10 protein-coding genes are annotated in these 12,420 nt (G+C 48.3%); all 10 read right to left on the bottom strand.

Annotation, left to right across the window (positions count from 1 at the left end; all coding sequences use genetic code 11):
• Positions 1 to 110 precede the first annotated feature (110 nt).
• The gene (locus tag CF168_RS12765) at positions 111 to 2,957 is read right to left on the bottom strand and encodes an ExeM/NucH family extracellular endonuclease (protein ID WP_089068045.1); all 2,847 of its coding nucleotides are present in this window, start codon (positions 2,955 to 2,957) and stop codon (positions 111 to 113) included.
• Between the two features lie 239 nt (positions 2,958 to 3,196).
• On the bottom strand, positions 3,197 to 3,712 hold the full coding sequence (locus tag CF168_RS12770; RefSeq protein ID WP_086904440.1) for a GDYXXLXY domain-containing protein: 516 nt from the start codon (positions 3,710 to 3,712) through the stop codon (positions 3,197 to 3,199).
• Positions 3,712 to 4,836 carry a DUF4401 domain-containing protein gene (locus tag CF168_RS12775; RefSeq protein WP_089068046.1) on the bottom strand — a complete coding sequence of 375 codons (1,125 nt, stop codon included), beginning with the start codon at positions 4,834 to 4,836 and terminating at the stop codon, positions 3,712 to 3,714. The genes CF168_RS12770 and CF168_RS12775 overlap by 1 nt, the downstream gene beginning before the upstream one ends.
• On the bottom strand, positions 4,829 to 5,893 hold the full coding sequence (locus tag CF168_RS12780; protein WP_089068047.1) for a DUF2157 domain-containing protein: 1,065 nt from the start codon (positions 5,891 to 5,893) through the stop codon (positions 4,829 to 4,831). The genes CF168_RS12775 and CF168_RS12780 overlap by 8 nt, the downstream gene beginning before the upstream one ends.
• Positions 5,894 to 6,128: 235 nt before the next feature.
• Positions 6,129 to 6,515, bottom strand: coding sequence for a hypothetical protein (locus CF168_RS12785; protein WP_089068048.1), 387 nt, complete (start codon positions 6,513 to 6,515; stop codon positions 6,129 to 6,131).
• A 261-nt stretch (positions 6,516 to 6,776) separates the two neighbouring features.
• Entirely contained in the window at positions 6,777 to 7,172 is a 396-nt protein-coding gene (locus tag CF168_RS12790) for a hypothetical protein (RefSeq protein ID WP_011625878.1), read from the bottom strand.
• Positions 7,173 to 7,206: 34 nt separating this feature from the next.
• On the bottom strand, positions 7,207 to 7,671 hold the full coding sequence (locus tag CF168_RS12795) for a GNAT family N-acetyltransferase (RefSeq protein WP_011716633.1): 465 nt from the start codon (positions 7,669 to 7,671) through the stop codon (positions 7,207 to 7,209).
• An 82-nt stretch (positions 7,672 to 7,753) separates the two neighbouring features.
• A complete protein-coding gene (locus CF168_RS12800) occupies positions 7,754 to 8,356 on the bottom strand; it encodes a GNAT family N-acetyltransferase (protein WP_011622309.1) in 603 nt (200 codons plus the stop codon).
• Positions 8,357 to 8,773: 417 nt separating this feature from the next.
• On the bottom strand, positions 8,774 to 9,397 hold the full coding sequence (locus tag CF168_RS12805; protein ID WP_011622308.1) for a 2OG-Fe(II) oxygenase: 624 nt from the start codon (positions 9,395 to 9,397) through the stop codon (positions 8,774 to 8,776).
• A gap of 224 nt (positions 9,398 to 9,621) precedes the next feature.
• Positions 9,622 to 11,769 (bottom strand): M3 family metallopeptidase, encoded by a 2,148-nt coding sequence (locus CF168_RS12810; protein ID WP_089068049.1) that lies wholly within the window; start codon positions 11,767 to 11,769, stop codon positions 9,622 to 9,624.
• Positions 11,770 to 12,420 lie beyond the last annotated feature (651 nt).

Consider the following 12,420-nt stretch of genomic DNA (forward strand, 5'->3'; position numbering starts at 1 on the left):
ATTTCAAGCACGCTATGGTCAATTAAGTAAGTGATGAATTAAAGTAAGTGAATAAACGTAAAAAAGCCTGCAATAGCAGGCTTTTGATATTTAAAGAAAGGGGCTAACGCTTAACGGAAGGTCAGTGACGTGGTATCCGTTAATTTATCATTGTCTTTCACGGTTAACTCGACCGTATGGAGTCCGCGGCGAGCTTGACGAAACACCACAGGACCACTTGCACGGCTACCGTTATCAAACTTCCACTTATGCTGCTTGATCACACCGTCTGTGTCATAGCTGGTCGAAATAAACATATCGACTAGCCATAAATTGATGTGCTGAATTTGCGCAACGGGTGGCTTTTTCACGTTCTCAACTACGACAGACACCATTTGTGAGCTGCTATGGCTTAAGCCGTCATTATCGGTCACGGTTAACGTCACTAGATAATCACCAGTTTGCGCATAGGTGTGAGATACGGCCTCTCCCATGGCTTGAGTGTTGTCACCAAAGTCCCACTCAGTAGAGACGATTTGGCCGTCGCTATCAATGGAGGTTGACGTCAATTGCACACTCGCACCATTCACTACCTGAGTGAAACTGGCCTCAGGAGCCACTTTTTCCGCTTCGAGCAGGAGTGAAATCACCACAGGATCATGATCCGATGAGCGATAAGCATCACTGGCGTACAGATCTTGCACCTGCGCAGCCGTCTTGAACTCTTCGTTGTAATCTAACACGCGCGGCTCGTCGGTATTGATATGCCACTCGGTCACATCTAGGACTTTATCCACTAACGCGGCATTGGCCAGCGCATGGTCTAACTGCCCAGATTCACCCGAGAATACATAGGAATAAGGATTGGCTTTTTCGAGTTTTGCAAACAACTCGCTAAAGCCAGCGTTAGCCAATGCGCTTAGCGGATCTTCCTTAGCGTAGGAGTTTAAGTCGCCAATCAGCAGTACGCCTTGCTCTGGATACTGCGCGGCAATCCACTGCCCTGCTGCCGATGCTGCGCGGGTACGGGTAATATTGCAGTTACCTTGGCCATCGTTCATATCTGGATCGCCAGCACACTCACTGCCCTTAGATTTCAAGTGATTAACCGCAACGACTACACTTTCATCACTGCCGTTTAGCGCGAAGGCTTGAGTCAACATAGGGCGATTTTTGCTGTCGTCAAACAGCGGCTGCCCGGCATCATCTAAGGGAGAGTTAGCGCTCGATAAAATACGCGCATCACCCTGAGGGCTCACCTTGTCACTGCGATAAATTAAACCGACGGTAATCGCATCCGTACCAATAGCGCTTAAGTTGCTGCCATTGACCTTTGGAATAACATAGGCATAGCGATTTTCACCCACGGCGGCATTGAGGCCCGCCACGAGATCGGCAATCGCCGAGTTGGCGCCAAAGCCATCGTTCTCGATTTCCATCAGACCAAACACATCGGCACTGATCCCCACCATAGCGCTGACAATCTTCGCTTTTTGACGTTCAAACTCACTCAGGGTATTGGCACCGCGCGAAGTAGGGAAACCACCGCCCTGCCCATCGCCATTAAAGTAGTTCAGTACGTTAAAGCTAGCGACTTTCAGGTTGCCACCTTCGGCAAGCACTGGCGATTGTGGACGAGGATTTTCCGCCACAAAATTAACTGGCTCAGTCGGCATAATGCGATAGAGATTAAAGCCATAGTGCATAACGCCCGTCAGGCTCGTGGCTTTGTCACCCACACGCACAGTGTTCGACGCGCTTAAACCTGGCGCAGGGAAAATCACAGGATCAGGGTTCTGAGCCGTTAAGCCATCGTCGAGTAAAATACTGTCTTTAAGATTGGCCGCAGTGACGGCCAAGGCATCGGCACCTGGCGCAGCGACTTGTGTCCCAATAAAGTGACGGCTGCTACCGAGTGATATTTCACCATAGCGGCCCAAGTTGTAGACTTCGTTCACCACCAGATCTTGGCTAAAGCGGACGCGCATGCCTTCAAATGGTTCAAAGTCATCGCTCGAATTCACAGGTAATGTCACCACGGCGGCTGCGGGTAGGGGTTGTCCTGCGGCGCACAGTTTATGATCGGCAACGGTAGTCAGTTCCGTTAAGCCTTGATATTCAGTGACTTTAGCCTTTAAGCGTACACGGTCGCCCGCCACGTAACCCGTAGGCGCATTACCGGTATAAACAAACACCCCTTCCGAGGTTTGAGGATCGTTATCGGCTTCGTTGTCGGCCATTTGCACGAAGATGCCCTTTAGGCCAGCTTCTTGGTTACTCACCACTATGGCTTCTACCACTAAGGTTTGTCCGTTTAACGGACTGACATTGGTCGAACCTTGTAGGGCATGGATAGGCGTTGAGGCTTCACCACAAGCTAGTGAACTCGGTGGCGGCTCAACAGGATCGGTGGGGGTGCCTGCGCTGAACTTACCCAGATCCGAGATATCGTCTTTGGCAAAACCTAACCATGTATTAAAGCTAACAGCATCATCAATAATGGTATCGGCGATTAGCTGTTCGGGATTGCGGCGCAGGGTATTGTCCTGCGTCGATAAATCACCACTGCCCCACTCAGTGCCGGGATCGACACCTACTTGTCCTAAGCTATCAATCACTTGGTCTTGATAGGTCAGCACAATGGCATCGTCACCATTGAAAAAACTCGCGCTGCTTTGTTGATTCGTCACCGCCAGAATATCCGCCGATGCGTCGTTATCAGCAACCACATAAGTCGCACCTGCGGCTAAGGTACCGTTTAGGGCGATAGTCGTGCCCACATTGGTGCTGCCATTAAAATAAAAGCGCAATTGATACTGGCTTAAATCGAGAGTATTGGCAGTTGGGTTGTACAGCTCAATGGCTTTGTTATTGCTGCTGCCTTCAACATATTCAGAAATAATCAGATTATCGGCAGCATGGGCAAAACCACACACGCTACTGATGGCTAACGCCAACAGTGTTTTGTTATTAAACATAATGACCCCTAATAAGTATCTTTTTTATATTTGTATTGAAGTTAAAGACTTACGATTTTTCGAAGCGCTTAGCCTCGAAAACTGACGATACTATAGGGAATCAAGGTTACAAATTAGTTGCACGCAAGTTGCAACTTAAGATGGATATTTAGGCGACGATTTAGCGGATTGGACTAGGAAAAATAGCGAAGATGGCGAGCATGGCTCACCATCTTGTTAACGATCATCAGGGTTGCACGCTATAACGGCTGCAACTGCTCATCCAGCAGATTCACCAACAACAACTCTCCCCGTTTGCTGACTCTGAATTCTCCATACTTGGCTTGGCTGAAGTGGTCTGCTTGGCCCTCTTCGAAGAAGAAACTATTTGAGGCGAGCTTTACTCTATGATTACGCAGACGAAAATCTACCGTGAGTTGCTCAGCCGTTTTTGGTTGGTCACGGTAAATACCGACAAAGTGCGCCACCTTTTGCGAGTCGAGCGTCAACAGCAGTTGCCCCTGCGTCATCCCTTCAGGCAGTGCGGCGCGCACCTCCTGCGCAATGGCATACTCCAAGGCCATGTAATCCCCCTGCATAATCGAGCGAGGATCCACTGGCGCTAAGGCAAAACGTACCACTTGGCCATCTTGTAATAACTGCTCAAACTGGGCTATTCGCCAGTTGATGCTTATCAGCAGTACCGCGGCGGTAAACACTACTAAGACTAAGGCGCGCTTATGGAAACGGCTTAATGCTAAGGTCGCTTTATCCATTATGCTTGCTCCTTATGCTCAACCTGCACTTGTGTGATGGGAAAAAAGCGCCACATCAGTAACCTTGCGATAATCAGCACCCCGCCTAATCCCATTAAATACAGAGACTTAAGCATCAAGGTCGTCTCAAGGGAATAATAATAGCCCGCCGCAAACACTAGCCCGGAGGCGATTCCCATCCCCTTAAGCCACGCCTCATGCCCGTAGTGCCCCAACAATATCAGCAGCACTGCCGTCGATAATCCCTGCATGGGGAAAGACAGTGCAGTAATGAGCACTAATCCTAAAAGCGCAAATAATATGGCGGGATGGGTCAATGGAGTCTGCCATTGTTTACACAGACTCAGGAGTAAAAAGCTGCAGATGGCAAACACGATCAGTAAATGAACCGCGGTAATCCCCGATTGCCAATCTACAGCATACAACTGCGAAAACTCGCTATCCAGACTAAACACATGCATAAGTTGAATGGTGATCAGATTTGCACTGGTGGCAAAAATCCACATTCTCGCCCGTTGATAGTGGTGCCCAGTGCGGTGAAGATTGAGTAGCATAATGCTCGATAGTAACAGCCACAGCGTCGGCGTTAACGATAAGAGATGCCACTCGGCCAACAGGCCTGTGACGCAGACACTACAGCCAAATGCAAATACCCACTGGGCCACAGCGTGCTTGATAATCCCCCAAAGCAGTAAAAACAGTGCCGCCATGCTCAGATACCAAGCCAGATTGAAGGTGTCGCCGAGTAAATCAAACAGCCCCCAAGCTAGAGCAAGCGCGCCGCTTAAACAGGAGGCAAAGGCAAACTGCTGCAAAAAGTGCTGCTGGCGCCCGCCCCAATATAAGGCAAGCCCTAAGCCTAAATAGCTGCCACCGATAAAAAGTGCCGCGCCCCCTTCGAATCGCCCCCACAGGCTATCGAAAAGTGACACCATAAAACCTAATAAGAACCAAGCGGCTATCCAGGCCGCGCCAGCTTGCATCAGGGCGATATACCAGGGCATGTCTTGGGAATCGGGCAACTCTGGGGTATTCACTGCGCCCTTAGCATATAAACTCTGCCACAAGGTTTGTACCTCAGATACGCCGCTTATTTGCAGCGACTCATTGGGGTGCTTATTCATGGCTTAGCTCCTCATTCTCATTGGGAGTCTGCGTAGGCGAGATGCCCGCTTTAGCTTGCCGATGCAATCGCCTTAACACAGTGCTTAAGCCTGTGCTCGCTAAAATGATGTAAAGCCCAATCAACAAAAAGCCGCCAATAGGATCGCTATTGCGAAACAGCAGTTCGGTGAATAACGCCGCGCCGACGCTGATCAAGCTAAAGCCACCCAATGCCAAGGGATAAACCTGCAATCGTTTGTGCCTGAACCACCAGAATCCAAACAATAGATGGCCAAAATAACCAACCCACACCGCAACCAGCAGCGGCTTAGTGTCGCTCGGCTCAAAAATCATCCAACACACCAGTAAGGTAAAGCACCCCATGGCCGTCAATGAACTCGCATACTCTACGAATGGCGCATGCCAACGTCTGCTGGTACTGCCGAGAAACACAAAACCGTAGTAGATAGTCAGATTAAGGACCACAAAGAGACATAACCACAACTGTTCATCCAGCCAGAGCAAAGTCGTATCGGCATACAGCCCAAGGCTTAAATTAACTAGCCCCACCAGCAGTAACCATAGGCCATCAAAGCCTGCCACCCATGCGAAGGGCAAAATCGCAAGCGCCCAAATGGCGAACAACTGCCAAGGATCGGCGCCAGTTTGATAAGTTTGCCCAACTAGCGCGAGCAGCCCACCCACTAACATGCTCACCACCAGCAGCGCAGCATTGGCAAGGGTTGCTCCGAACAAACAATGAGAAGGGTCAACGAGCTGCTTCGCTGCGCTGCGATAATACAACCAGACAAAGCTGACAAGGCTAATTAATAGCGCCGCTTCAATCAGCGCAAACTTGCTCATTCGCGCGAGTGACTGCCAGTTATAGGCAAAAAAGAAAAGCACTCCGCAGGCAAAGCTTAACGCCCCCGCCCATTGTAAAAGCTGCGCTAGTAAGCTGCGCCAACTGGCGGCGTTGGGTGGCACGGATAACTGTCGATAGAGTTCATTTGCCTCGGTTGGCGTGATATGTCCCTGTTCCAGCCATTCATAGACGTGCGAGGTAAGATGGCGCAATCTGAAATCTCTCTATTATTACCTGACGATGACAGCGCAACGATCACTAAAAGCTACCACTAAGTGCTATCACTAAGTGCGCGACAAACCAGCCAAGCAAATTGCCAAAGATAGTCCCTATTGTATTGATCAATAGAGCAAATAGAGAAGTGAATCTTCAGCCTTATCCATAAATCACCTAAAGTGATATAGGTACTGTCTATTGGCAGGGGAAATCCTAGTTCAACGAACGCGTTTATAACTGCAGTGGACTGAGCACCGCAAGCAAGGCTATCAATAAAAAGACTAAGGATTGCAAACGGAGTCGCAGGCTGGCTTGAGGTGGGGATAACAACGCCACGTAAAACAGCCAAATGGCATACATACCGTAGTTAAGCCCCAAAAACAGCAATAGGCTATAACTATACATTTCAGGAAGGAGTTTGAGCGCACACACCAAAAACACCGCGGTAGTAGATACATAGAATACCGATTGGCAATAAAATAGCGCGCTGAACCACTGCTTATCTGGCTCAGATAAAGGCGCACTCATCAGCTTCGGCAGCCGCTTTTGTTTCCCCTCCAGTAAGTGGTAAACGCACACAGCTGCGCTCAGGATTGTTGCTATCGCCAAACTGATCATTGGTTATCTCTCGCCCTTATTCGCGGCCATCAGGCCCATGCTCATCTAGGGAGTAAGACCCGCCAAAGCGACACTCTATTACAACAACCGTAATCTTAATGACAAAAGCTGTACGCTATTACACATAGCATGTGCCATGACACAAGTATCGGCAGAATCACATTCATTAAGACTAAATCATGCTAAACCACAGTAAATCTAAAAATAGACTTCAGATAACACAAAGGAGCCTCAGGCTCCTTTGTTTATCACAGGCAAGACTTACATGGTGGCCATGGTCCAGTAATCGAGGCGCTTTTGCGGATCGGCTAACAGGTTTTTACACTCTTCTTTATATTTGCCCATTAGCGCACCTAAGTTACTTGAGCCGCCTAGACTCTGGATCTGGCGCGCTTTAGCGTCGGCCACCGCTTGGGTAACTTCGGCTTCTGACTGATACTTCTTCGCCAGATTTTCAGCCTCGACTTTAGAGGTTTTTAAGCGCTCACCCACTGCTTGCATTTGCGGGGCATTCATGGCGCCAATGGCCTCGGAACTGATTTGATAATAAGCAGCACATTCAATGGCTTCTTTACTAAAGGCCTTTTCTGCCTCATCGGCGACTACGCTATGGCTCACGGTTAACATTAAGCCAGCAACGGCAAACGCTTTAAACATCTTGTTGTCCTTTTTATTAGCAATTAAGCATAAACTACTTAAGCAATGAGTGGATCTCAAGCTCGTAAGTTAAAAATTTCTGATCCCGCACAAACCCTAAGGCCTCATACAATCCCTGAGCGCGGACATTCTCCTTTTGGGTCTCCAGCACTAAGGCGCGAGCGCCCTGGGCTTTGGCATATTCCGCCGCCTGTTGCACCAACGCCCGACCGATGCCAACACAACGGGCATGCTGGGTGACAAACACATCGTTTAGGATAAAAATCGGCGCTAAACGCAGTGATGAAAAACTGGGATACAACTGCACAAACCCCAGCCCCATTCCCTCGGGGGAGCGCGCCATAAACACCACGGACGAGGCATCCTGCAAACGCGCACGAATAAACTGCTCCGCCGCGAGGACATCATCCTTACAGCCGTAAAACTGCCGATACTCATTAAATAACAGGGCAACCTCATGACTATGGGATACGTCAGCGCGAGAAATAATGTTTGCCATCGGCCTTTCCAACCTCAAATCTACATGCGTGTTGCGAGTCCAAATAGCGAATGACCATCGCCATTTGAAGCAGCAATCCACCCTACTCTACTGGTCGCTGTTGTAAGCGAAATGCTAAGTTGTGTTTCACTGTGGCCCATTCGGAATCGATAATGGAATACACCACGGTATCGCGGATCGTGCCATCCTTGAGGATCTTATTGTTGCGCAGCACGCCATCTTGCTTGGCGCCGAGGCGGGCAATGGCTTGGCGAGATGCTTGATTATGCCAATGGGTGCGAAACTCGACGGCAATGGCATCGAGGGTTTCGAATGCAAAGGTCAGCAGTAATAACTTAGATTCAGTATTGATCCCCGTGCGCTGGGCGCGCTTAGCATACCAAGTGTAACCAATCTCCAAATGGCGATGCTCGCTCTCCCAATGGCAGATACGGGTGCAGCCGACAATCTCACCTGAGAGACGGTCGCGCACCGCAAACGGGAAACTCTCGCCGCGTGCTTTCTCATCCAAGGCTTTAGTCACATAGGCTTTCATCTCGCTTGGCTCTGGCACGCTGGTAAACCATAAACGCCACAACTCGCCATCTGTCACGGCTAAACTCAAGGCGGCAACATGGGATAAAGAGAGGGGTTCTAGCACTACATGTTCACCCGTTAAACAACCTAAAAGATCGCGTTCGCCCACAGTATCGCCTCCATTAGCTGACTAAAAAGTGTGTCCTTGCGCACATTTTTTACTAGCCTAACATTAATCTAAAATAAAAAAACCTCTATTTTCAATGTGATTTGATAATTTCATTCTAGGTGCTGACGCTAAGATTTCCTTAAGCTTCGCCTTAGAAAATGACATGTTAATGAATCGAATGAGGCTAGTTCTGATGCCGCTCAATAACGCAGGGATCGAAAGAGTTCGGATAGTGATGCCCCCTTTTAGCCTAGCGTCAGCGCAAACGAGCAAAAGAGACCGACTTAAGCATCGATTGGGCGGATGTCGATAACGCAGCACATTAAGATCAAAAAAGCGCAGTGTTTACTTAAAAACACTGCGCCTTGAAATCATATTAAGCATTTCAGCAGCATCAAGCCTTTACGGCCCAATACATTAAAACCCGTGCACGCTATTACTCACCCTAAACCAGCCAGCAATGCTGTTGCGCTGGGCTAAGGTTCTACTCACCTCATGGGGGAAGCGCTCGCTTAAGAAAATCACAAAGTGACCCATTTTAGGCGCGATGCGTTCAATCTCATTATCGGCTTCATCGTAAATAATCAGCTCGCCGCAATCTGCTGGCGTCCAATCGGGATTTAAGAAAAACACTGTGGTTAAGATACGGTTTTGACTACCTTTTAGTGCATCCACATGCTTCTTATAAAAAGCGCCGGGTTGGTACACGGCATAATGGCTTTCGTAGTCGAATAACCCCATAAATAATCGACGATTTAGGCCATCCTTTAACTGCGTCATCAAATCTAAATAGAGGCTATCTGGTTCACTCTGCTCCTCAAGCCACTGGATCCTATCGCGACGGATATCGGGATTAAGCTGCTGCTCAGCGCCACGTCCAATCGAGGCCGCTTTGAGCTCATGTATTTCTGTTGCTTGGATTTTTTCCAATAATACTTGGCTAATGGGGTGAGGAATTAACTCGGGTAAAAAAATATAGCCTTTGTCTACCAAGGCGTCAGCGATCACATCCAGCACTGCTTCACTTAATTGCGAAACCATTAATGCTACATCCAATAATAAAAGGCTACGCTTTAGCTGTACTCAAGGGCTCAAAGGAGGGGGAACTGAGCCTGATTTTCGAGGGGCGTCGATACGGGATAAAGAAGCTATCCCACAGTCAAATTTGGCGGGATTTTAGAGTAAAGATTATCGAAAAACAATAGCGTAAAAAAAGGCTTGATAGGTTCCCTACCAAGCCTTTGGCCCTTTTTACAATGAATCGTTTAATCGACTAAACCACGGCGCTTTAATAAGGCATCGGTCGTGGGTTTTTGACCGGTAAAGTGGATGTAATCCTGCATCAGATCTTCGCTGTTGCCTTTAGACAATACCGCATCACGGAACTTATCGCCGTTTTCGGCTTTTAAACCACCATGTTGGCCCATATAGGCAAAGGCATCGGCGGCAAACACTTCCGTCCACAGATAAGCGTAATAACCGGCAGAATAGCCACCGGAGAAGGCATGGCTAAAATAGCTCGACTTATAACGCGGTGGAATTGGCGCGAAATCGAGGCCATGTTTGGCTAACACTTGATGCTCAAACTGTTCCACATCCTTGATTTGGGTGTCGGCACCAATCGAGTGCCATTCCATATCCAGTAATGCAGCCGCTAAATACTCAACAGTATCAAAACCTTGACCAAATTTATTCGAGGCTAAGATTTTATCGAGTAAGGCTTTAGGAATAGGCTCACCAGTTTGGTAGTGCTTGGCGTAATTGGCAATGACCGCAGGGTCAATGTTCCAATCTTCGTTAACTTGAGACGGAAACTCCACAAAATCGCGCGCTGTAGAGGTACCTGCCACACTCGGGTATTTCACCTTGGAGAATAAACCGTGCACCGCATGACCAAATTCATGGAACATAGTGGTCACTTCATCGAAGGTCATCAAGGTTGGACCGTCGGCAGGTTTCGGGATATTCAGTGCGTTATACACCACAGGCTTAGTGCCTAGCAGGCCGCTTTGAGTGACAAACTCATCCATCCAAGCGCCGCCGCCCTTACCTTCACGGGCATAAGGGTCAAGATAGAACAGACCAATAGAGCTGTTGTCTTTATCGAAAACCTCAAAGGCGAGGACATCGCTATTCCATACTGGTAAATCGGTGCGCGGTTTAACGCTGATGCCATAGAGTTTGTGCATCGCGAAGAACAAGCCATCCTTCAGCACAGAGTTAAATTCAAAGTAGGGTTTGATGCTGCTCTCATCAAGGGCGTACTTTTGTTGACGAACTTTCTCGGCGTAATAAGCCCAATCCCAAGGTTGTAATTCAAAATTACCGCCGGCCTTTTTGATTTCAGCTTGGATATCCGCCGCATCGGCCTTAGCGTGAGCCAACGCCTTAGGCGCCAAGTCATCTAAAATTTCATACACGGCGCTTGGCGTTTTAGCCATTTGGTCTGCCACGGCGTAGGCTGCCCAAGTATCAAAGCCGAGTAAGTTGGCTTTCTTGGCGCGCAGCTGCGCCATCTTCACGATTAAAGGGCCATTGCTGGCAACGGCGCGGTGAGCCGAGGTTTCCCAGACTTTTTGGCGCAGTTCGCGGTTGTTTAAACTGGCCAAGATAGGCTGACGAGTCGTGTTCACTAAGGTAATCAGGTAACCCGTTTTACCCGCTGCCTGCGCTGCGGCCGCTAAGGTCGCGATTTCGCTGTCAGATAAACCGTCCAGTTGTACTTTGTCGGTCACAACAATCACATCGTCTTTAAATGACTTTAAGCTGTTTTGAGAAAACTCAGTCGCAAGGGTCGCTAACTCAGCATTAAAATCGCGCATCTTGGCTTTATCGGCATCGGATAATTTGGCCCCAGCACGTACAAACTGCTCGTAATAAAACTCGACCAAGCGCTTATCTTCGGCATTTAACTCGGCACGTTGTTGATATACGGTTTCTACACGGGCAAATAAACTTGGATCTAAGTAAATGTTATCGCGGTGAGCCGACAGCTTAGGCGCTAAGTCCGCCTCGGTTTTTTGGAAATCATCGTCGGAGATCAACCCCGCCAGATTGAAGAAGGTACGTGACACTCGAGTTAACAACTCACCCGAGGTTTCCATGGCTAAAATCGTATTCTCGAAGGTGGGCGCCTGTTTATTGGCAATAATGGCGGCAATTTCAGCTTCATGTTCTTTTATGCCCTGCGCAAACGCGGGGGCATAATCCGAACTCTTGATCAGATTAAACTGCGGAGCTTGATCCTGCAGTGGACTCTTACTCAATAGCACATTGGTTGCATCAGCTTGAGTCGATGCAGCCGCTTGCGTCGCGACCGCATTGGCGGCCTCGGTGTTGGCTGCCGGTTTTTCTGAGCAAGCGCCCAATAATAATGCCGCGGCCACGGCAGTAGTAATAACAGACTTACGCATAGGAACTCCCTAGAGTGTTACTGCCCTGTCTTTATATTTTTTAAGTGAAAGGTGCGAGTAACGGATTTTGGCTTCTCTTCCAACTGACGCATGCTTTGGGCGCCCGTTTTCGACGCACAACCTTAGCAAGTTAAGCGACCTTCGGCCAAGTTTTCGAAACCAAGGATCGAGGGGAATTTGTATCTCTTTATGTGTGACGGCCGTCAAACTACGCAATCAAGGGCATTTTGTCTGCGATTGAGCGACGAGCAGCCATAGGCAAGGCGTAAAAACAATCAAGGTTTTAAACGATGGAATTTATTTTATAAATAAAAGCTTAGGTGAAAACACTTCATAAAAATCGTCAACATTATCTCAGAGACTCATCGAATATCAGCACAGGCGAAACTCAATCAGCTAACAAATATTAATTATTCTTAATAAATAGCTGGCAACATCGAATTAACCAGCCGATGAATAAAAATACCGCAGCCATGGTGCACAAATTAATCAATCAGGCGCCTAGTCACAATTTGAAACAGCTTTTATCCAATTAATGTCACATTCAGATCATCAAATCTCTTTATAATCCCCGTCCGTTAACTGAATGACGCGACAACCTAACGGTTCTTTCGTTATGAATTAACAGGATGATGGGCATGTTCTCAAAAG

The sequence above is a fragment of the Shewanella bicestrii genome (assembly GCF_002216875.1).
Classification (GTDB): Bacteria; Pseudomonadota; Gammaproteobacteria; order Enterobacterales; family Shewanellaceae; genus Shewanella; species Shewanella seohaensis.